14 protein-coding genes and 1 tRNA gene are annotated in these 23,787 nt (G+C 37.5%); 13 read left to right on the top strand and 2 right to left on the bottom strand.

Features of this window, described 5'->3' with window-relative positions; all coding sequences use genetic code 11:
- Positions 1–88: 88 nt before the first annotated feature.
- Together AC23ME_RS12270 and AC23ME_RS12265 are read right to left on the bottom strand one after the other, a co-directional pair.
- On the bottom strand, positions 89–814 hold the full coding sequence (locus AC23ME_RS12270; RefSeq protein WP_487728057.1) for a carboxypeptidase-like regulatory domain-containing protein: 726 nt from the start codon (positions 812–814) through the stop codon (positions 89–91).
- 41 nt (positions 815–855) lie between these two features.
- Positions 856–1,503 carry a YceH family protein gene (locus AC23ME_RS12265; RefSeq protein WP_487728056.1) on the bottom strand — a complete coding sequence of 216 codons (648 nt, stop codon included), beginning with the start codon at positions 1,501–1,503 and terminating at the stop codon, positions 856–858.
- Positions 1,504–1,664: 161 nt separating this feature from the next.
- On the opposite strand from AC23ME_RS12265, the gene AC23ME_RS12260 reads away from it, so the two are divergent.
- The 13 genes from AC23ME_RS12260 (at position 1,665) to AC23ME_RS12200 (ending at position 23,780) form a co-directional block, all read left to right on the top strand.
- Positions 1,665–2,942, top strand: a complete 1,278-nt coding sequence (locus tag AC23ME_RS12260; protein WP_487728055.1) for a hypothetical protein — start codon at positions 1,665–1,667, stop codon at positions 2,940–2,942.
- A gap of 129 nt (positions 2,943–3,071) precedes the next feature.
- Positions 3,072–7,541 (top strand): alpha-2-macroglobulin family protein, encoded by a 4,470-nt coding sequence (locus AC23ME_RS12255; protein ID WP_487728054.1) that lies wholly within the window; start codon positions 3,072–3,074, stop codon positions 7,539–7,541.
- A 617-nt stretch (positions 7,542–8,158) separates the two neighbouring features.
- A complete protein-coding gene (locus tag AC23ME_RS12250; protein ID WP_487728053.1) occupies positions 8,159–9,673 on the top strand; it encodes a tagaturonate reductase in 1,515 nt (504 codons plus the stop codon).
- Between the two features lie 78 nt (positions 9,674–9,751).
- Positions 9,752–11,395: a UxaA family hydrolase gene (locus tag AC23ME_RS12245; RefSeq protein WP_487728052.1), complete on the top strand. Its 1,644-nt coding sequence runs from the start codon at positions 9,752–9,754 to the stop codon at positions 11,393–11,395.
- Between the two features lie 145 nt (positions 11,396–11,540).
- Positions 11,541–12,371 (top strand): 5-dehydro-4-deoxy-D-glucuronate isomerase, encoded by an 831-nt coding sequence (gene kduI, locus AC23ME_RS12240; protein ID WP_487728051.1) that lies wholly within the window; start codon positions 11,541–11,543, stop codon positions 12,369–12,371.
- Between the two features lie 154 nt (positions 12,372–12,525).
- On the top strand, positions 12,526–13,341 hold the full coding sequence (locus tag AC23ME_RS12235; protein ID WP_487728050.1) for an SDR family oxidoreductase: 816 nt from the start codon (positions 12,526–12,528) through the stop codon (positions 13,339–13,341).
- A 91-nt stretch (positions 13,342–13,432) separates the two neighbouring features.
- On the top strand, positions 13,433–14,833 hold the full coding sequence (uxaC, locus tag AC23ME_RS12230) for a glucuronate isomerase (protein ID WP_487728049.1): 1,401 nt from the start codon (positions 13,433–13,435) through the stop codon (positions 14,831–14,833).
- A 67-nt stretch (positions 14,834–14,900) separates the two neighbouring features.
- Positions 14,901–15,914 carry a PfkB family carbohydrate kinase gene (locus AC23ME_RS12225; RefSeq protein WP_487728048.1) on the top strand — a complete coding sequence of 338 codons (1,014 nt, stop codon included), beginning with the start codon at positions 14,901–14,903 and terminating at the stop codon, positions 15,912–15,914.
- Positions 15,907–16,572, top strand: a complete 666-nt coding sequence (locus AC23ME_RS12220) for a bifunctional 4-hydroxy-2-oxoglutarate aldolase/2-dehydro-3-deoxy-phosphogluconate aldolase (protein WP_487728047.1) — start codon at positions 15,907–15,909, stop codon at positions 16,570–16,572. Before AC23ME_RS12225 ends, AC23ME_RS12220 begins: the two co-directional genes overlap by 8 nt.
- Before the next feature lie 100 nt (positions 16,573–16,672).
- On the top strand, positions 16,673–18,109 hold the full coding sequence (locus AC23ME_RS12215) for an MFS transporter (protein ID WP_487728046.1): 1,437 nt from the start codon (positions 16,673–16,675) through the stop codon (positions 18,107–18,109).
- A 90-nt stretch (positions 18,110–18,199) separates the two neighbouring features.
- On the top strand, positions 18,200–19,819 hold the full coding sequence (locus tag AC23ME_RS12210; RefSeq protein ID WP_487728045.1) for an NADP-dependent glyceraldehyde-3-phosphate dehydrogenase: 1,620 nt from the start codon (positions 18,200–18,202) through the stop codon (positions 19,817–19,819).
- 372 nt (positions 19,820–20,191) lie between these two features.
- A tRNA-Lys gene (locus AC23ME_RS12205) sits at positions 20,192–20,264 on the top strand.
- Between the two features lie 579 nt (positions 20,265–20,843).
- On the top strand, positions 20,844–23,780 hold the full coding sequence (locus AC23ME_RS12200; RefSeq protein ID WP_487728044.1) for an N-acetylmuramoyl-L-alanine amidase: 2,937 nt from the start codon (positions 20,844–20,846) through the stop codon (positions 23,778–23,780).
- The last annotated feature ends 7 nt before the right edge of the window (positions 23,781–23,787 follow it).

Here is a 23,787-nt window from a genome sequence, read left to right as displayed (position 1 = left end):
ACGCCAACGTTTGCAAAAATCAAGTGTTGGCGTCCTCGCCAACGCTTAACTTTATAATAACACTGAAATCTCCCCTAAGGGGAGACTTCTACCATTTCCAAAACTTCCACCACTTCTTTTTACTGGAAACAATTACAACTTCACCCATTAAGGTTGCATCTGTACACATTTTAAATTCTTTCTGACCTGTTAAATCAGAAGGTGTTATCTGCGCTAAAAGTGTTTTGAAGCCCAGGTATGTAAATTCTAATTCGATTTTTTTACCATATAAATTTTCAGGTATGAATAATTTGAATTTTCCTTCACTATTTGTAAGTACTCCAGAATTTGTGCCTTTGATTTTTACAGGAACTCCTGGAAGCGGTTGCTTATCTTCTTCGGCTATTACCTTGCCTTCAATGATTTGAGTTAGGCTATCTTGCTTATTTTTTTGTGAGGCATTGATACTTTTTATATTTTCACTATTATGTTTTGACGTTTCGGTCTGGTGTTGCGAAGGCTGAGTTTGAGCAAGAGTGCTTTTTGCAGCGCCAATCAGAAATAAAGTAGTAATGATTTGGTTAAATCTATTTCTTTTACTTTTATTTAAATCAGCCTTTATAATTCTTTCTAACTGATGTGGTTCCAGCCTTCCACAGGTCTTAGCTGAGTTATTTTTTGATAGATATTTAATAATCTCGCTATCATTTAGCTGAGAAAAATCTATAATGTTTTTATTGCAACTTTTACAATGTCTTCCTGTATCATTTTGCGACATCGCTGCCCAACTTTCTGTGCAGGGATTTTCGATTTTTAAAATGTAATTAGTTTTCATTGTAGGTAATTTACTTTATCTAAAATACTAAAATCTAATCACTAATAAAGCTCCTTCATCAACTTATCCAGTTTTTCAGTCACTTCTGCCAATTCAATTTCTAACTTGGCTACTCTTTCTTCCAAAGCGGAATTAGACCTAGTCGAAGTTTCTTCATTCGCAAAATCTTCTTCAACAAATTCTACATCGCCATTAAAAAGATGCATATAGCGTTGTTCTTTTTGTCCGGGGCGTTTTGGCAGTTGTTTAATGTAACCTTCTGTAGCTAGCTTTTCTAAGGTTTGGTTCACTTCTTCTAAAGTTTCAAACTCATGCAGCCTGCCAGAATTTGTATTGATTTCGCCTGGAGTTTGTGGTCCACGTAGAAACAATAAACACATCACAGCAACTTCCGAAGGCAAGATTGGATAAGCAATGGCGAAATTATGCTTGTACTTTGTCGCTCTGCTAGAACCACCTGTTGCGGTAGAAATCAATCCACCTATTTTTAAGGAGTTAAGTGCAGCACCAATGGTTTCTTCATCGTAATTAACTACAGGTTTCCTCGAAGTTTTTTGGTTACACGCCGCAACCAAGCCGTTCATTGTCATTGGATAATAGTCGGGGGTAGTTTTTGCTTTTTCCATCAAAGCGCCCAACACTCTAATTTGTTCTTGGTTAAGTACTGGTATTTTTATTTCGTTCTCCATTTGGCTAATTTAATTCATCGCATGCTAAAAACAAATGATTAAAGAAAATCAAATTCCAAAAAGTGTTACTTTAAGCTAGAAATAGAAAAAAATAGCTTTATTTATCAACTGATGTTATGGAAAATCACATGATGTAACATCCAATAATAAAACAATTGCTTATGAAATTACGCTTACTTTTTCTATCTATTCTTTTCTCGTTTAACGCAATCGCCCAGAATAAACTTTCTAAAAGTAAACAGGTCGGTGAAGTTACTGCTGTTTATAAAATTACCGATAAAGAAGTTGTTAGTGTGTTAAAAGACAAGAAGGTAAATGATAACTTCTTTCACACCTTAACCAGCGCCGATTACTATAAAGAGTACCGAAAAAAGGATTTGCCATTTGGTAATTATCTGATGGTAAGCGCAAGTGGAGGTTATTTGCATACCAGTTTAAAAACTCAAAATAACGTTTCACTGCAGTTCATCAATAACCAAAAAGATTTTCAGTTTTACATATTAGACGCGAAGGGAAACCTAGTAGAAAATGCCGTAGTAGAAATTGATGGAAGACGAAAACCGCAATATGATAGCAAAGCGAAGTTGTACCGCAGTACTTACAGCAAAGAAGAAGGCAAACCAAAAGAAGAAGGGCTGATTAAAGTAACGCATGATGGCGTGAGTAATTTTTTCGAGTATGAATTGGATGATAACAACAGGTATTACGACAAAGAAGAACGAGAAGATTGGCCATTTTTCAAAAAAGTTGCGTATGCTTTTCCTGTTAAATATTTCTGGCAGCCATTCAAAAAAACTTTCAAAAAGAGAAGAACGAAAAAACCGATTTATGCAGGCTACATGGTTTTTAGCAAGCCAATTTACAAACCATTAGACACTGTAAAGTTTAAGGCTTACCTCATTAATTATAAAGGTGGCGATATTAAAAACAAGCCAGCAAATGTTATTTTACAAAATGGCGGAGATAAAACCTTGGCTACTATAAATCCCTACAAAAATGGCGGTTACGAATACAGTTTTGTACTTGCAGATAGTTTAAATTTAAAACTCGATAGAAATTACAGTATCAGCTTAGAAGAGAAAGCCAAGAATAAGAAGAAAGCATTTCGCATTGCCAACAACTTCCGTTACGAAGACTACGAGCTAAAAGCACTTGACTTTGCCCTTAGAACGGATAGGAACGAGCAGACAAAAGACAGTTTAATCACGGTTTATTTTAAAGCAACTGATGAAAATGAATTGGCAGTTCCCGATGGGAGAGTGGAGTTAACTCTGACCGCTGGTCATGTAAGTTATTATGCTGATAAAAAGGTTTTTGTGCCCGATACGCTTTGGCAAAAGAACATTACGCTAGACCCCGTTGGCGAAACTAAATTGGTATTGCCAGCCGATATTTTTCCAAAAGCAAACCTGAGTTTCTATTTGGAAGCTAAATTTTGAAACAGCAATAATGAGGTTAGAACGGCGTCAAGTTCCTTAACCTATAACTACACTAATCTCTCGAAAAAAGTAATTAAACCTATTCAGATAAAATCTGATTTTAAGAAAGATAGTTTAGCAATTTCGTATTTGATAGATGGAAAAAGTACAAGCCAGGCTGCCAAACTAATTAGCTACACTTCAGAAGATGTGGTTATCAATTCGCAACAAATAACTTTGCCTTTTAAGGTTAAAACCGATTATCGTGCCGAGTATTACGAAGTAGAAACACCTAAAGATACCACAACAATTTACGTAACTGCGTTAAAACCTCAATTGCAAATTAATGCGGTACAAAACAAAGATAGCTTGCGTGTGGCGGTTATTAACGAACATAAAATCCCATTTTGGTATACCGTTTTTGCAAATAACAAAGTGTTTTTGAGAGGCTACACCACTCAATTAGATACGCTGATTAAAAACGACAGCAAAAAGGCGAGCCATATTCGCATCAATTACGTTTGGGATGAAGATGAAAAGTCCGAAGAAGTAAGTGCCGTTTATAACCCCAACCAATTGAACTTAAAACTGATTGCACCAGAAATGGTTTATCCTGGGCAAAAAGTGAATATGTTGGTGCAGGTAACCGATATCAACCATAAGCCGGTTGCCGAAACTGATGTAACTGCACAAGCCTTTACTGCTAAATTTAAAGATGCTTCGGGTGTTCGTATGCCTTATTTGGGCAGGACATATTTAGTCCGTAAAAAGAACAATATCAAAGTAGAAGCTGACGAAGCTTATGGTAGCGTAAGTAAAAACCTAGACAAACTTGCTTGGACAAAATGGAGCAAAAGTTTGGGCTTAGACAGTATCGAGTACTTCAAGTTTACCCATCCAAACCCAATTTACAATGTAATTGAAGCCAGCAACGACACCACCACACAGGTTGCGCCATTCGTAGTGTGGGATGGACAGATTTTGCCAGCTAGCATCGTTTATATCGATAATGTGCCAGTGTTTTTCAGCCAGTCGCATCAACTACAGCGTTACTCTTTTCTGGTTAAACCCGGTTTTCACGATTTTAAAATACGCACAGCGGATAAATTGATAACCGTTAAAAATTATCACATCACTGCTGGTAAAAAGACAATTTTTAGTGTGCTGGCAGATACTACCAATAAGCTGATGGCGGTAAACAAACCGTCAACACTTACGCCAGAAGAAAGCCAAGAGTTAGATAACTACATGATTAGAGTTGCTAATCATGCTAATCTAAATAAAACAACGGTTGCTGCACAGCTAACCGATACCCGTTTGCTCATCAATCCAAATAACCGTAATGATAGAGAACTTTTGGTTGGCCCAATTAGAGAAAATCATTTGATATTTGATAACGAAAAGTGGCGTCTAAATTTCGTGAAGGAAGCAGGCTACACTTATACTTTTGAGCCGGGTTTAATCAAGCAGAAATCAAACAAAACCAAATATGCATTTAGTACGAAGTTAGACTACGGTGCAAGTAACAGGAATACAAATTTTGCTTACGAATATGCTTTAAAGAAAAAGGAAATAGACCAAATTTGGCTCGACTTCTTAAATCTGCGCAGTCGTACTACGCAATTGTTTGATGTTGATTACAAGAACACTAAGCCTTTCGGGAAACTGCGGTTTGACATTGACACCGCTTTTACCAATCATATTCCCTACATCAAAAATGTAATAGTTTTTAAACCTAATCAACCTCATTTTTTAAGAATTTACAAAGGTGAAATTAATACCGATAACTTTGAAAATGGAAAATATAAACTGCTTTTTCTGCTAAGAGACAATAGTTATTTCATTACCGACAGTATTACCGTTAAAACTAACGGAGCCAATTACTTCAGTTGGAGCAGTTTCAAAATCACACCTGCTGATGTTTTTAGTACGAAACTAGATAGCATTATCAAAGCTACGCCAAGTGTTGGCAGACAAATGATTTTAGAACATCACCGACAGTTCTTCAATAGCTACATGTTCGATAAAAACGAACTGAAAAAAACGGTAAAAGGTAGGGTTTTATCAAGTGAAACCAACAAGCCTTTAAAAGGTGTTACCGTAAAAGTATTGGATTTGGAAGTGGAAACCATCAGCAATGCTAAAGGGCTGTTTGAATTAACAGTACCAGAGTTAGCTGCCTTAAGAATAGCTGCTGGCGGATATTACAGCAAAGTAATCGACCTAAATAATACTGAGATTGGAGATGTTTTTCTAGATACAATTGGCTATGTATTGAAAGGAATAGAAGTGATAGGTTACGGCACGATGAGAAAGCAAAATCTAACTGGAAGCGTTGCTACTGTAACATCAAATGAACTTATGGGTTCATTACAAGGGGTAGTTGCAGGAGTTTCACTGCAAGAGGTAATAACGATTAGAGGCGCTAACAGTTTCAGTGGAAACCAAAAGCCGTTAATCATTCTAGATGGTGTGCCTTACGATGGAGATATTACCACTTTAGATAAGGATGTGGTGAAAGACATTACAGTACTTAAAGATGCCAGTGCCACTGCAATTTATGGTGCCAGAGCGGCAAATGGCGTAATTATTATCAAAAGTAAAACTGGTAATTTGGTTACAAACGTTACCGGAGAAGTGGTTGCGCAACAACAAACTCTCCGCACTAATTTTAACGACGAAGGTTTCTGGCAACCTAAATTAATAACCGATGAAAATGGCATCGCTAAGTTTACCGTAAAATTCCCAGATGATATTACCAGATGGATTACCCGTGTAATGGCGATGAACGGAAATAAGCAAACCGGTTACACCGAAGGCAGCATCAAGTCGTTTAAATCGCTTAGTGCCAACTTTGTATCGCCACTTTTTGCCGTAACCGGCGATAGCATTAATGTGATTGGAAAACTGATGAATTACACACCGTTAGAAGAAACTGGCGTTCGTAAGTTTTTATACAATGGACAGGAATTGAGAAACTCAACAGTTAAGTTCAAAAACTCATTAATTGATACTTTGGGCATCGTCGTGAAATCAAAAGATAGCTTAAACTTCGAATACACTTTAGCGCAAGAAAATGGTTATTTCGATGGCGAGCGCAGAAAAATTCCAGTGTTCGAAGCTGGTGTTAAAGAAACCAAAGGCTATTTTTCAGCTTTGCTTAGAGACACCACGCTCAATTACACTTTCGACAACCAATTGGGCAAAATCACATTAAGGGCAGAGGCTTCTGTTTTTCCAACATTGTTGGACGAAATGACCAAATTGCGTAATTACGAATACTTATGTAACGAGCAATTGGCTTCAAAACTAAAAGGCTTGTTGCTAGAGAAACGTGTTCGTAAATACTTAGACCAAAAGTTTACACACGAAAAAGACATGGCTTTTATCCTTAAAAAACTACAACAAAATAAAAGCCCACAGGGAACTTGGGGTTGGTGGCAAAACACGCAAGAGCAAATGTGGATTAGTCTGCACGTAGTTGAAGCCTTGTTGCAAGCACAAAAAGATGGCTATACGGTAGACTTAAATAAACCATTGCTGCAACGTTATTTGGTAGGTAAATTAACCGATTTGCCAAATTACAACGATATCCAAATCATTAAATTGCTGCACTTGTTAGATGGTAAAAATTACATTAAAGACTGGGTTGTAGCTTACGAGCAACAGGAATTAGAAAGGCAAAAGCTGCGTGATGCAAATTTACCTGCTGAACTTTTAGCGCTAAAACAAAGAGAAACCAAAGTTTCGCTTCATGCTACTTTAGAAATGATGGAATTGAGACAATTGGCAGGTTTAAAAGTGGATTTGAATGCTTTACTCAAACTAAAAAAGCAAACTATGTTCGGCAGCATTTACTGGGGCGAAGAAAACATTCGTTTTTGGGATAATAGCATCCAAAACACATTATTGGCTTATCGAATTTTGAAAAATGCTGGTGGTTACGAAAATGAACTAGAAAAAATTGCGCTTTACTTTTTAGAGCAACGTAAAGATGGGCAGTGGCGCAACACGTATGAAGCGTCGTTAATTTTAGAAACCATTTTGCCGGCTTTTATTGCTACCAATGCTAAGGCAGAACCTGCATCAATTAAAGTGAACGACCAAATGGTAACTCAGTTTCCGTTCGATAAGACGATAGAAAATATTACAGATTTGAAGGTGCAGAAAAGAGGAAAAACTGCGGTGTACTTTACCGCATATCAGCAGTTTCAAAATGCAAAACCTAACAAAGTTGATAAAGATTTTAAGGTAAGCTCAACCTTGTTGCAAAACGGAACAGCTACAACTAAACTAAAAGCAGGTACTTTGACCAAGTTGAAAGTAGAAGTAGAGGTAAGGGCAGATGCAGATTACGTGATGATTGAAATCCCAATTCCAGCGGGTTGTAGTTATGAGAACAAAATGCAGAACTTTTGGGGCGTAGAAACGCACAGAGAGTATTTTAAAAACAAAACCTCAATTTTTTGTACCAAGATGAAACAGGGCAAATACACTTTCGAAATAGATTTAATGCCACGTTACACGGGTAGTTATGTGTTAAATCCAGCAAAAGCAGAGCTGATGTATTTTCCAGTTTTTTATGGCAGGGAAGGAATGAAAAAGGTGGAGATTAAGTAAACGAATATCCGGTTCTTATATCGTCATTGCGAGGCACGAAGCAATCTTACTACTATAGCCATGATGCTTTAAGATTGCTTCGTGCCTCGCAATGACGTACCATTTAAATTAAACTATATTTTTGAAGCGCAAAGCTAGCGGTTCGTCGGCTAGGGCATTCCCGCCAATACTCCAATCTTTTGATTAAAGTTTTTGCTGTTTCTATGGTAATTGCAACCAAAAGTATTTTCGTGTTTGTCGGGGCTATTTTACCGAATGCATTGCCGGTGGCTATTTTTTTGGAACACAGACCTTTTGTGCTTAAACCCGATTGTAGCCAAATAGCCCGCAGTGAGGAACGAACAAGGACTATAGGCGAAAGCGGGACTGAACTCCGCCAAACATACTTACGTTAATTTTCAAAAAAAAAAGAAATAGCTTAAGGCTCAGGTTGTATTAAATATCAATTTCGAACATCTTTAAACTGCCCTACGTTATCGGGAACGATTGCGCAAATATTTGCACTTAAATCAAAGCTTTACTAGCATAAATTATGTAGAATTGTTTCGACCAAATGCTAGTAACGGTGCTTTATTTCTGTTGGCTAGCTTAAAAAAAAATGAAAAGCTAGGAAAGAAATGATTTTATCAAAAGATAATTTGAAATTCGTTGCCACAGATAAAGTGGCTGTGCCAAATCAGCAAATATTCGATTTACCAGAGAAAGTTTTGCAGTTTGGAACGGGAGTGTTGTTACGTGGGTTGCCAGATTATTTTATCGATAAAGCAAATCGTGAAGGCGTTTTTAATGGTCGTGTTGCTGTGGTAAAATCTACAGGCGGCAACACTTCAGAGTTCGATGCTCAAGATGCACTTTACACACTTTGCGTTCGTGGTATCGAAAACGGACAACCAGTTTCAGAGAATATCATTTCATCAGCTATTAGCAGAGTAATTGCAGCCGAAAAAGATTGGCAAGCTATTTTAGACATCGCTAAATCAGCTGATTTACAATTAGTGGTTTCTAATACTACAGAGGTTGGTATTCAGTACGTTGAAGAAACTATCGAAAGTAATCCTCCAGCATCTTTTCCAGCAAAATTATTAGCAGTTTTATACGAACGTTTCAATGCCTTTAATGGCGATAACAGCAAAGGTTTAGTCATTGTAGCTACCGAATTAATTCCCGATAACGGAACTAAATTGGGAGAAATCGTTCTTAAACTTGCGCATTACAACAAATTAGAGGCAAACTTTATCGCTTGGTTAGCACAAGCAAATACTTTCTGTAATTCGTTGGTTGATAGAATTGTGCCTGGCAAGCCAGATGCAGCAACTATCCAAGCTTTGCAAGAAGAACTAGGTTACGAAGATGCTTTGTTGTCGATGACAGAACCTTATCGCCTTTGGGCAATTGAGGGTGGTAAAAACGTAGCCGATGTGCTTTCTTTTGCAACGGTAGATGAAGGTGTAATTATTGCAGAAGACATCGAAATTTACAGAGAACTTAAAGTACGTTTGTTAAATGGCACACATACATTGAGTTCGGGTATTGCCTTCCTTTTAGGAATTGATACCGTAAAAAATGCCATGACTAACGAATTGATGGTAAATTACATCGAAACATTAATGGCTACAGAAATAGCTCCGGCAATTCCATACGAAGTAGATAAAAAACAAAGTGATGCTTTTGCAAATGCAGTGAAAGATCGTTTTGCCAATCCATCTATCGAACATTTTTGGACAAGCATTGCGTTTCAGTACACAATGAAGATGAAAATCCGTATTCTTCCATTGCTATTGAATTACTATAAAATATTTAATCAAGTTCCTGCGCATATTGCCCTTGGCTTTGCAGCTTACTTGGCCTTCTCTCGTGCTCAGAGAGAAGAGAATGGTCTATATTTTGGTTTGGATAACGGTGCGAGTTATCGGTTAAACGATGACTCTGCACCTTATTTATTTGAAAAGTACAGCCAAAATTCAAACGATTTTGTGGAGCAAGTTTTAGCAGATGAAAACATTTGGGGGGTAGATTTGACGCAATTGGCTGGGTTTATTCCGGAAGTGAAGGCCTTATATTTGGACATCATTAACCAAGGTGCTGCGGCTACATTGTCAAAATTTTTAGCTATAGAACTCAAAGAAGCTTAATAGCAATAGGCTTTTCCAATAATTCGATAATAATCGGATTAGAATATCATCTAACCGATGAAAGAATAAAATATTTAAATGAAACAACAAGTTTTAAAAGTACACCCAAAAGATAATGTTTTGGTAGCCTTAACCGACCTTAAAGCTGGTCAATTGGTGGGTTATCAAGGTTCAAATTATCAATTGGTTGATGATGTGGATGCCAAGCATAAATTCTATATGCAAGATATGCAGGCAGGTGAAGAAGTATATATGTATGGTACTTTGGTGGGTAAAATCCAGTTTCCCGTTAAATTGGGCACTAGAATGACCACCGATAACCTTAAACATGCGGCGGCTCCTTACGAGTATCGCCCGTATCAGTATGAGTGGCATGCGCCAGATGTTTCTAAGTTTGAAGGAAGAACTTTTAACGGTTACCACCGTGCAGATGGCAAAGTGGGTACAGCCAATTATTGGTTGTTTATCCCAACGGTTTTCTGCGAAAATAGAAACTTGGATGTCATCCGCGAAGCGCTACATAACGAATTGGGTTATGCAGTAACTGCGAAGTACAAAAACTACACGCAACATTTAATAGAAGCTTTTAAAAACGGAACGGATATTTCTTCTTTAGATGCGCCAATGGCATTTGAAGGTTCAAGAAATGAACGTGTTTTCAAAAATATAGATGGCATTAAGTTTTTAAACCATCAAGGTGGATGTGGCGGTATCAGACAAGATGCGGCTGTTTTGAGTAAATTATTGGCGGCTTATGCAGACCATCCAAACGTAGCGGGAGTAACCGTTTTAAGTTTGGGATGTCAGAATTTGCAAGTGCAAGATTTTACTGCCGATTTAAAAGAACGTAATCCGAATTTTGATAAACCACTTTATATTTTCGAGCAACAGCAATCGCAAAGCGAAGAAAATATGATTGCTTTGGCAATTAAAAAAACCTTTGAAGGTTTGGTGGAAGCTAACAAAATTGAAAGAGCACCTGCGCCGTTAAGTAAAATGAACTTAGGAGTGAAATGTGGTGGTAGCGATGGTTTTAGTGGTATTTCTGCAAATCCGGCAGTAGGTTATTGTTCAGATTTGCTAGTAGCTTTAGGTGGTACAGTCTTATTGGCCGAATTCCCTGAGTTGTGCGGTGCAGAGCAAAACATGATTGACAGAACGATTGAAGAACAATCTGCCAAGAAATTCATGAAGTTAATGGGAGCCTACAGCGATGCGGCGGAAAATGCAGGCTCTGGTTTCCACATGAACCCATCTCCAGGTAACATTAAAGACGGATTGATTACCGATGCGATAAAAAGTAATGGTGCTGCCAAAAAAGGTGGTACTTCGCCAATTGTTGATGTTTTAGATTACACAGAACCATCGGTTAAACCAGGTTTAAACTTGGTTTGTACTCCGGGTAACGATGTGGAAGCGACTACAGGTAAAGCTGCAAGTGGTGCTACACTAATTTTATTTACTACAGGATTAGGTACACCAACAGGAAATCCAGTTTGTCCGGTAATTAAAGTAGCTACCAATAATGCCTTGACCAAACGTATGGGCGATATCATCGATATCAATACCGGTGCGGTAATAGAAGGGGAGAAGACCATTGAAGAAATGGGAGAAGATATTTTAGAGTATTGCATTAAAGCAGCAAGTGGAGAGGTAATTCCGAAAGCGGTATTATTAAACCAAGACGATTTTATTCCGTGGAAACGCGGCGTATCGTTGTAGAGACGCAAATCTTTCGTTCTTACAACGTACGTGAGTAAACAATCGTTTGTCTAAAATGGCGTTTACGGGTATATTAGCCAAAATCGTTTGTCATTAACATGAGGACCAAACCAAAACCTCTAATGACAGACCCAAAATATAGAAAATGAAACAAATACAAGCAGTACACTCAGAAGATTTCAAGAGTTATGACACTGAAAAAATCAGAGAAAGATTTTTGTTGGATGACTTGAAAACTACAGACAAAGCAAATTTTGTCTATTCACACTACGATAGAATGATTACGGGATTAATTACACCAGTAAACAGCGTAGTAGATTTAGGTAATTACGATATTTTACGTGCCGATTATTTCTTGGAAAGAAGAGAATTAGGTATCATTAACGTAGGTGGCGCAGGAACTATTGTTGCCGACGGCACTAGTTACGATTTGAACAAAAAAGACTGTTTATATTTAGGTAAAGGTGTTAAGGATGTGAGATTTAGCAGTAAAGATGGCAGTAATCCTGCTGTTTTTTATGCACTTTCAGCTCCAGCACATACCAGCTATCCAACAGCGTTTGCTAGTCATGCAGATGTTTTCTCTGCTGATTTAGGTGCGGTAGAAACTGCAAATCAACGTACAATTTCTCGTTACATCCACAAAGATGGTATCCAAAGCTGTCAGTTGGTAATGGGTTTAACTTCGTTGGCTACAGGTTCTATTTGGAACACTATTCCTCCTCATACACACGATAGAAGAATGGAAGTTTATTTCTATTTCGATGTAGAGGAAGACCAAAGGGTAATCCATTTTATGGGACAACCGCAACAAACTCGCCACATTGTGATGGCTAACCACGAAGCTGTTTTATCACCATCTTGGAGTATCCACTCTGGTGCTGGTACCAAAAACTACAGTTTTATTTGGGGTATGGCTGGCGAGAATTTGGATTATGCAGATATGGACACATTTGCAGTAGGAGAATTAAGATAAGTAATAACTTTCCTATTTCGTCATTGCGAGGAACGAAGCAATCTTAAAGCGATTAGGATAATTAAATTAACCACAAAGACGCAAAGAACACCAAGAAAATAATAAATAAATCGCCTTTGTGTCCTTGGTGCCTTCGTGGTAAAATAAACATAAAATGGAACAATCATTTTCATTAAAAGATAAAGTTATCGTTGTAACAGGCGGTACAGGAATTTTAGGTAAAGCCTTTATCGACGCTATTGTTGAGGCTGGTGGAACCGTAGGTATATTGGGTAGAAACGAAAAAGTAGCTAACGAACGTGCCGATGAAATTAACAATAACGGTGGTAAAGCAATTGCTTTAATCGCTGATGCGATGAACGAAGAGCAGTTAATTGCTGCTCGTGATAAAGTTTTAGCTGCTTACGGTAAAATAGACGGATTGGTAAACGCAGCAGGTGGTAACATGCCTGATGGTGTATTGTTACCAGAGCAAGACATCTTTGAGATGAAGATGGACGGAATGAAAACCGTACTAGATTTAAACCTTTGGGGAACTTTAATTCCTACGCAGGTTTTTGGTAAAGCAATTGCCGAAACAGGTAGAGGTAGTATCGTGAACATTTCATCAATGAACTCAAAAAGAGCGGTTACTAGAGTGTTGGGCTACAATATGGGTAAAGCTGCAGTAGATTGCTACACACAATGGTTCGCTGTAGAATTAGCTAACCGTTATGGCGATAAAATTAGAATGAACGCCCTAGCGCCAGGCTTCTTCTTAACTGAGCAAAACCGTAATTTATTAACTACACCAGATGGTGGTTACACGGCTAGAGGTGGTGCGGTAATCAATCAAACTCCTTTTAAACGTTTTGGTAACCCAGATGAATTGAAAGGTGCTTTAGTTTGGTTATTGAGCGATGCTTCGCAATTTGTAACCGGAGCAATGATTTGCGTAGACGGCGGCTTCTCTGTTTTTGGAGGAGTATAAATAGGTTACGAGTTTTAGGTTTTGAGTTATAGGCTCGAAACCCAATGAACAAATGACCAATGAACTAATAAACAAATAAAAACCAGTATAAGTGAAAAAGTTTTTAGACGAGAATTTTTTATTGCAAACGGAGACTGCACGTACTTTGTATCATGATTATGCAAAGCACATGCCCATTATTGATTATCATAATCACTTAATTCCGGAGCAAATAGCGGAGGATAGACAGTTCGAGAATATTACTCAGGTTTGGCTATATGGCGACCACTATAAATGGCGTGCCATGCGTACTTTTGGTATTGATGAGTATTTCATTACCGGCGGTGCATCAGACTGGGAAAAGTTTGAGAAATGGGCAGAAACTGTTCCTTATACTTTGAGAAATCCATTATATCACTGGACACACTTGGAGCTACAACGTTATTTCGATATCCACGATTTACTTTCTCCTGCAACGGCTAAGAAAATTTGGGATGAGTGTAATGCCAAACTTCAAACTAAAGAATACAGCGTTTTAGGTTTATTGAAAAAGATGAACGTTAAAACTTTGTGTACTACAGATGACCCATTGGATAATTTGGAATTTCACCAACAAATTAAAGCTAGCGGTATCGATTTAGTGGTTTTACCTGCGTTTAGACCAGATAAAGCAATGAACGCTGATGATGTTGCAGGTTTAAATCAGTATGTAGATAAGTTGGCTGCGATAGTGGAGAAGCCAATTACCAACTATCAAGAATATCTATCAGCATTAAAATCTCGTCATGATTTCTTTGTAGAAAACGGTGCATCAGTTTCTGACCATGGTTTAGAGCAAATTTACGCAGAAGATTATACAGAAGAAGAAATAGCTCAAATTTTCCTTAAAATTAGAAAAGGAGATACCATTACCAAAGAGGAAAACTTGAAGTTCAAATCAGCTATGCTATTCACTTTTGCCCTTTGGGATCACGAAAGAGGATGGGTGCAGCAATACCATTTAGGTGCTATCCGTAACAATAATGATCGTTTGTTAAGTTCATTAGGTCCAGATACAGGTTTTGATTCTATCGGAGACTTTTCTCAGGGCAGACAGCTATCTAAATTCTTAAATAAATTAGATGCTGGTAATCAATTGACGAAGACCATTTTGTACAACTTAAATCCGGCAGATAATGAATTAATGGCAACCATGATTGGAAATTACCAAGATGGTACCGTAGCTGGAAAAGTGCAGTGGGGTTCTGGATGGTGGTTTTTAGACCAGAAAGATGGTATGATCAAACAATTGAATACTTTATCGAATATGGGATTGTTAAGTCAGTTTGTTGGGATGTTAACCGACTCTAGAAGCTTCCTTTCGTTTCCTCGTCACGAGTATTTCCGTCGTATTTTATGTAACCTCTTAGGAACGGATATAGAAAACGGAGAAATTCCGAATGATATAAAATTGGTTAGCCAATTAGTTGAAAATATTTGTTATAACAACGCAAAAGCCTATTTTAGCTTTTAAATGAAGAATTCGTGGTCAATTTTCTGTTGACCACGCCTTTAATCACCGTTTTAACTGCAAATATTAAATGAAAGTTTTAAGTTTTGGGGAATTATTGTTGCGCATTTGTCCGGATACGGATGGACAATGGTTAGCAGATAATCAATTACCTTTTTATGTTGGAGGCGCAGAATTGAATGTGGCTACAGCATTGGCACTTTGGGAGGTCCCATCTGCCTATTTTTCGGCATTGCCTGATAATTTCATGTCAGAGCAAATTCTTAACTACGTTAACAAATGCAACATCGATTCGTCGAGAATGCAGTTAAGTGGCGATAGATTAGGTTTGTACTATCTGCCGAAGGGTAAAGACCTTAAAAACGCAGGTGTAATCTACGATAGAGCTAATTCATCTTTCGCTAGCATTAAACCTGGAACTTTAAACTGGGATGAGATTTTTCAAGATGTTTCTTGGTTTCACTTTAGCACTATTTGCCCAGCATTAAATCAAGATGCAGCAGATTTATGTTTGGAAGCGGTAAAGGCTGCTGAAGAAAGAGGTATCACTATATCTATTGATTTGAATTACAGAGCAAAACTTTGGAAATATGGCAAACAACCAATTGATATTGTACCAGAGCTAGTTAAATATGCAGATTTGGTAATGGGTAATGTTTGGGCTGCAGAGCAAATGTTAGGTATTCCGGTAGCTACAGATATTCATGAAGTGGGAACTAAAGAAAATTACCTTAAGCATGCAGAAACTACCTCAAAAGAAATCATCAACAAGTTTCCAAAATGTAAGCATGTAGCCAATACTTTTAGGTTCGATTATAAAGCGGGTATCAGATATTATACTACTTTGTTCACCGAAAATCAACTATTTGTATCTAAGGAATATCTTTCGGAGCAAATTTTAGATCGCGTTGGAAGTGGCGATTGCTATATGGGAGGCTTAATTTATGGCTTCTACAATCAGCACGAGCCTCAGCAAATTTTAGAGTTTGCTACTGGCGCTGCCTACAACAAATTGTACATCCCTAGCGATGCTACAACTGCAACTGTTCAAGACGTTCACCAAACTATTGCCCAAAATGACTAAGAATAAAGAAACTGCTATACAAGCGATACAAAAACAAGGATTGTTACCGCTATTTTATTATGAAGATGCTCAAATCAGCTTAGAAATTATCAGGGCTTTGTATAAAGGTGGTGTTCGTGTTTTCGAATACACCAATAGAGGTGCAGCAGCTTTAGAAAATTTCAAGATTTTCAAAGAAGCGCTAAAAACTGAAATGCAGGACTTGTTCTTAGGTATTGGAACAATTAAAACTGCAGAACAAGCTAAAGATTTCATCGCAGCAGGCGCTGATTTTATAGTTTGTCCGATTGTAAATCCTGAAGTAGCTAAAGTTACTCACGAAGCAGGTTTACTTTGGATTCCAGGTTGTATGACGCCAACAGAAATTGATTTGGCGCAACAACACCAAGCAGGGATCATCAAGTTATTTCCAGCGAATATTTTAGGACCAGATTTTCTTTCATCAATTAAAGAATTGTTCCAAGGACAATTATTTGTACCAACTGGCGGTGTAGAAATTGAAGAGAATAACATTGCTAGCTGGTTTAAAGCTGGCGTATGTGCTGTAGGTATGGGTAGTAAATTGGTAAGCAAGCCAATTATCGAGCAAAAAGATTACAAAAAAATAGAAACATTAACTAAGACCACCTTTGAAATTATCAATAAAGTAAGAGCTTAGTTTTCAGTTAACAGTTGTCAGTCGGTATAATGACAATCAACAATTAACCAATAAACTCCCAATAGCTATAGGGATAAACAGTTAACCAAATAACCAAAATATGAACCAAACCAAGCAAACCAAATACAGATGGACCATTTGTTCGCTTCTGTTTTTTGCAACTACAATTAACTACCTAGATAGGCAAGTACTCTCCTTAACATGGAAAGATTTTATCAGTCCGGAATTTCATTGGACAAATAATGATTATGGAAACATAACCGCTTTGTTCTCTATTTTCTACGCAGTTAGTATGTTGCTTGCTGGTCGTTTTGTAGATTGGATGGATACCAAAAAAGGTTTCCTTTGGGCAATTGGCGTTTGGTCTGTGGGTGCCGTTTTACATGCATTTTGTGGTATTGCAACTTCTGGTATTATCACCGGAAATTGGTTTGTAGGTTTTGAAGGTGCTAAGCATGCTATCGAGCAAGTTAACGATGTAGCCTTGATTATCAACGTAAGTGTAACCTTGTTCATCTTTGCTCGTTTTGTGCTGGCAGTAGGAGAGGCAGGTAACTTTCCAGCGGCTATAAAAGCAACAGCAGAGTATTTTCCTAAGAAAGACAGAGCATTGGCAACCAGTATTTTCAATGCTGGAGCAACCATTGGCGCATTAGCGGCTCCATTAACTATTCCGGTAATCGCTAAGTATTACGGATGGGAAATGTCGTTCATTATCATTGGTGCTTTGGGTTTTGTGTGGATGGGTTTTTGGGTATTCTACTATAAAAAGCCAGAAAGCAACCCAAGAGTTAACGCCGAAGAATTGGCCTATATCAATCAAGATGATAAAATTGAAGAAATAGTTGGCGAGCCAGTAGTTCAAGAAAAAATGTCTTTTGCTAAGGCCTTCAGCTATAAACAAACATGGGCGTTCGCTTTTGGTAAATTCATGACCGATGGTGTTTGGTGGTTTTATTTATTCTGGATGCCGGCTTACCTGTCAGAAGTTTATAATATCAAATCATCTGATACAGAAGGACAGCTAGCAATTTTCATTTTATACGCCATCACTTTGTTATCAATTTTTGGAGGTTGGTTGCCTACTTTCTTTGTAGATAAAAAGAAAATGAACCCTTATGAAGGTCGTATGAAAGCGATGTTGATTTTTGCATTTTTTCCATTGTTGGCGTTGCTAACACAACCATTAGGTCATATTTCGTATTGGATCCCGGTAATCATTATCGGTATTGCTGGTGCAGCACACCAATCTTGGTCGGCAAATATATTTTCTACCATCGGAGATAGCTTTCCTAAATCAGCCATTGCAACCATTACTGGTATTGGCGGTTTAGCTGGTGGTATTGGCGCAACAATCATCAATAAATCTTCGGGTGTATTATTTGATTACTCTGCTAAAACTCAAATGAAATTTATGGGTTTCCAGGGAATTGAAGCAGGTTATTTCGTGATTTTCTCGGTTTGTGCAGTGGCCTATCTCATTGCTTGGGTTGTGATGAAAGCCTTGGTGCCTAAAATGCAAATCATAAAGCTTTAAGATAAATATATCCTCTCCTTAAACCAGAGGGGATATATTATTAATAATAAAATCTAGTAAATCTATAAACTAAGTAATAAATCAAACAAAATGTCACTAAACCTAGAAAATCTGTTTCCTAAAGAAGCAGACATCCCTGCAGCGTATGCACTGGATGGTCCACTAGATCAGCGTAGTTACCTATCTAATGGCGACATGTTAACCTGGTCTGGCGATGTGCACACCGTGCTGTCTCCAATTTGTATTAAAACTGCTAAAGGCTTAGAGCGAAAGTTGATTGGCACTTATCCACTTTGTGGCGAAAAGGAAGCTCAGATTGCGCTAGATGCGGCAGTAGCAGCTTACAACAATGGAAGAGGAGAGTGGCCAACCATGAGCGTAGCGCAACGTATTGAATGTGTAGAGAAATTCACTCGCGACATTATTGCCAAGAAAGAGGAAGTGGTAAAACTGATCATGTGGGAAATTGGTAAAACCTACGGCGACTCGGTGAAGGAATTCGACAGAACCATCGAATACATCAACGCTACTATCGATGCTTTGAAAGATATCGACAGACAATCGGCTGGTTTTACCATTGAGCAAAGCATTGTTGCGCAAATCCGCCGTTCGCCATTAGGAGTAGTGTTATGTATGGGGCCATTTAATTACCCGTTAAATGAGACTTTTACTACGTTAATCCCCGCGTTAATTATGGGAAATACCATTTTGTTTAAACCACCTAAGCATGGTACTTTATTGTTCTATCCGTTATTAAAAGCTTTTAGAGACAACTTCCCTAAAGGCGTTGTAAATACTATTTACGGTCGTGGCAATAAGATTATCCCTGGTTTAATGGAATCTGGAAAGATCAATGTATTGACTTTAATTGGTTCTAGTAAAGTAGCGAATGAGTTGAAGAAGATGCACCCTAAGGTAAATCGCTTACGTGCAATTTTAGGTTTGGATGCGAAGAATGCGGCTATTATTACAGCAAATGCTGATTTAAGTCTAGCAGTAAAGGAAACTGTCCTTGGCTCACTGTCATTCAACGGACAGCGTTGTACAGCTTTAAAAATCATCTTTGTACATAAGAAACATGTAGATAGTTTTGTAAAAGAACTTTCCGCAGAAATTTCAAAGTTGAAATACGGGATGCCGTGGGAAGATGGCGTTTCGCTAACACCGCTTCCTGAACCGCAAAAACCAGCTTATTTAAAAGAGGTTATTGATGATGCCATTGCTAAAGGTGCGCAAGTAGTGAACGAAAATGGAGGACAAACCAATGAATCATTTGTATTCCCGGCAGTGGTATATCCTGTAACTAAGGAAATGAAATTATATACCGAAGAGCAGTTTGGTCCGGTAATTCCAATTGTTACTTTTGATGATATCGAAGAACCGATCAATTACTTGATAGAATCTACGCATGGTCAGCAAGTAAGCATTTTTAGTGATGATGACGAGGAAGTGGCAGCGTTGATTGATCCAATCGTAAACCAGGTTAGTCGTGTAAATATCAATTGCCAATGCCAACGTGGACCAGATGTTTTCCCTTTTACAGGAAGAAAGGACAGTGCAGAGGGAACCTTGTCGGTTGTAGATGCGTTAAGATCATTTTCAATTAGATCTTTAGTTGCGGCAAAGCTGAACGATAATAACAAACGTTTGCTTAATGAAATTATAGACGGGCATAGCTCTAATTTTTTAAGCACAAAATATCTATTTTAATAATCGAAGGAGTAACCAGAGTTGTTTTTGTCACATTCTTGTATCAATTTAATTTTCTTTCAATTTTTTTTAATAAAAGTTCGGAATATTAAAAAAATGTTTTTACATTTGGGCTTACCCTTTCGGGGGTATGTTTTTCATAGGTAGATGTAGGGTCAGGAACTTGTTCTTGGCCCTTTTTTTATTTACATCATTTTTCCTTCAAAAATCAATGTTTCTGCTGCTTTTAATACATATTTTATAATGTAAAATAGCGCTAGATTTTGGTGTGAAATATTTATCTATTTATTTTTAAAAAATAGTTTGATGGAATAATATAAATTTCTATATTTGCACCTCCTTAGAACGAAGTAATTATTTCAAAACAAGGAAGATTCCGTAGCTCAGCTGGTAGAGCATTACACTTTTAATGTAGTGGTCCTGGGTTCGAATCCCAGCGGGATCACAGAAATAACTAACAAAGCGTATAAAACCCTGCAATCGTACGATTAGCAGGGTTTTTGCTTTTATAGCTTTACCAAAACTCACACGAATTCTCGTCATTCGGAGAGTTGCAGAAGTTTTCGTTAAGACTCACCGAATACGTACTATCCATCTATTAAAAAGCTATAAATTAAAGAATCTTGGTTGCAAGATTTCAATATAAAAACAATCTGCAATCCATACGATTACCGCAAAGCTTACAAATTAAATTCCAGCATTGTTATTGAATTTATCTTTTGAACTCATTTTTCAATATTTATTTAATCGACAACTCAGCCATTTTTTTTCATCGCTCATAATTATTGCGCTAAATGAGTTGTTTATAATGATATGTCAAATATTGCCAGTTATTATGTAGAGCAAAATATAAATCTTTAAATTTTTCTGTGCGGGTTTTTACGTTGTTTTAATGAAAAACCGCATTAACTTGCATTTTTAATTTATTATCCTTACAATTATACTATCAATCAGCTTTCTAAGAGGAATGATATGCTCTTTTTTGCATGAATTTTAATTAACCTAACCCTAAAATATATTCAGTATGAGAAGAAAATTACCTTTTATTCTAACTATTGCTCTGGTTTTTGCAGTATCAAGTAGCGCCATTGCACAAGTCAAAAGAACCAACGAAGACTTGATTAAATTGGCAGATAAACATTTAAGCTCGCCAATAAAAAAAAGTGTCTATGGAAATGGTGATGTGTTTTTGCAAAGAGACATGAACGACTTTCTTTCAAATACCGACCGCGACCGGAAAGCTGCAATAGAAAAACAAAATCAATCAACTAAAACCCAAGGAGTAGTTATTGAATATGAACATGGTGACGATGGCCATGGCCATGAAAACCTAGCCGAGATTTTAAATCGCCCGCATCCCTCTGTGGCAACAACAGAAAAATATATCGATGACGCAGCAGCTGAATTTCGAGTACCGGCAATCATATTGAAAGCAGCCGCTCAAGTACAAAGCAATTGGGCACAAACAGGCCCCTCTTTTTATGGCTCTTACGGAATGATGGGTTTGATAGAAACGGATCGTATAAAACAAATTACACTTGCTGAAAGTTTGACGAAGTCAAGTGCTGAAGATATAAAAAATCAAGCCAAGGCAAATATTAGAGCTGCAGCTGCGTTATTAGCCTATTATCAAAAAGGCAAACCTAAATCAGATGATTTAGCGGATTGGTTTGAGGCAACTAGAGATTTGACGGGTTTAAGTGACGAAGAAATGAAGACTTCGCTAGCAACAAGTTTTTACAACGTGATCAAAAATGGAAGTAAAACGGTATCGCTTTGGAGAGAAATTATTCAAATTGACGCTAAACAAATAACTATTCCTGAATATAAAAACACACCTGAAAAAACAAATAGAAGTGTTCAAAATGTTCCTAATACAACTACCGATTATCCAACTGCAATAAACAGAATGGCTACTTGTAATTATGCTACAGGGCGAAACGGATTTAACATCGATTACTATTTTGTTCATTACATTGCAGTTGGAACTTATGCTGGTTCAATATCTTGGTTTAGAGATTGTACACGTACTAGTGGACTATCGAGTGCAAATTATATTATTCGAAATTCTGATGGTGAAATATCGCAGGTAGTGAGAGAAAGCGACAGGGCTTATGCACAGGGTGTTACACAGTATAATGGTGGAGGTATAAGTACAGAACATGAAGTTTTAACTACCAACTTAGCTATGTGGGATAGCGAACCCATGTTAGTTGCTGCGGCAAACCTAGCTATAGATGTTTGTAATAGAAATAACATTCCAAGAGTAAGAAGAGTAACTAATGGCGACCGTGGCATATATGGTCATAGTGACGTTAGAGCTACCCTTTGCCCTAATTTGACTGATGCACGTTGGACAAATTTATTAAACAGAATTGCCGGCGGCGTTGTAATTCCGTCAGTTTCATTACCAACGCTATATTACATCACCGGTACAGGAGGTTCTAATGTAGTAAATGCAGCGTGGAAAGCCAACACCGAGCCTACGTTAAAAGGATATCGTTTATATTATGCCTTAGATGACGATCTTAGTGGTTGGGCCTTAGCTGCTGATGAATCTACGTTAACCCCCGCTACAACAAGTGTCAGTTTAAATCCAAGTCAATTTTTAGTACCGCCTACAACTACCGCAGTTCATTTTAAGCTTACTGCAGTTGTTCCAAATGGCGTTAATCCCGATGTTGAAAGTGCTCCAAGTGATGTTTATAGCAGAACTTTAAATACTACTACAGGGCCAAGGGTGCTTATTGTTGATGCATTTGATCGAATTAACGATTATAAAGCAAAGTCGCATAATTTTGGCGCCATTTATTTTAATACGTTAAAAGATAACGCAACATTGCGAATTAATTCTGCTGCCGACGAGATGATAGACGCAGGAACCATTTTATTAACTGAATACGATATTGTGTTATGGTTTACCGGTGATGATTCTAGCGCTAACATGGTCTTTAACGGCACAAATAAGGCAAAAGTCAAAGCTTTCCTGGATAATGGTGGAAAACTGCTCATTACAGGATCAGAGATTGCATACAATTTAGGCCGAACTGCTACACCTCCTGTAGCTGAGTACGACTCAGATTTTATGAACAACTATTTGAAGGCATCTTATGTTAGTGATGGCGCTGTAGCCATAGACAATCCCGTAACGGGCATAGCAGGTACTCCATTTGAGGGCTTAACGCTAAATCTTGGAGAGAGTTATGTAGCAAGATTTCCTGATAATATTAACAGTTCTGGCGGTGGAACGCGAATTTTGAGTTACAATAATTCAACACGTTATGCTGGAGTTGCCTATAAAGGTACATTTGGATTGGGAACTACCCCTGGTGCAATTATTTATCTTGGATTTACCTTAGAAACAGCACCTCAAGAACAGATTACAGCTTTTATGGCAAAAGCACTGGCCTATTTCGATGTAACTTTGCCAGTTACACTACTTGACTATAATGTAAAGCTACAAAACACAGGAGTTGTTAAATTACAATGGCAAACCGCTTCTGAAACTGATAACAAAGAATTTATCATCTCCCGCTCAGTGGATGGGCAGCAGTTTGATGTTGTTGGTAATGTTGTAAGTTTTGGAAATACAACAACCGGTTATAATTATGTTTATTATGATAAAAAACCAGTTAATGGTATTAATTATTATCGATTAGAACAAAAAGATTTTGACGGTAAAAAAACAGATTTAGGGGTACGAGTGGTTAATGTGTCTTTAACTGACAACAAAGTAGAAATCTTTCCAAACCCTACGCAAGATATCATTAACGTTGCGTTTGTGGCAGGTCTTTATAATCAAATACAGCTTATAGATAGCAACGGTAAAATATTAAAACAAATCTCATTAGACAGCTCAATAACGAAAACAGCTATCAGTTTAAATAATGTAGCTTCGGGCATCTACTTCCTAAAATTTAACGGCAATATACCTCTGGTAAAAAAGATTTTAAAAAACTAGAGTTAAT

The organism is Pedobacter sp. T50_32 (assembly GCF_057652195.1).
The sequence above is the reverse complement of the archived record's forward strand: the minus strand, read 5'-3'. Positions and strand labels throughout refer to the sequence as shown.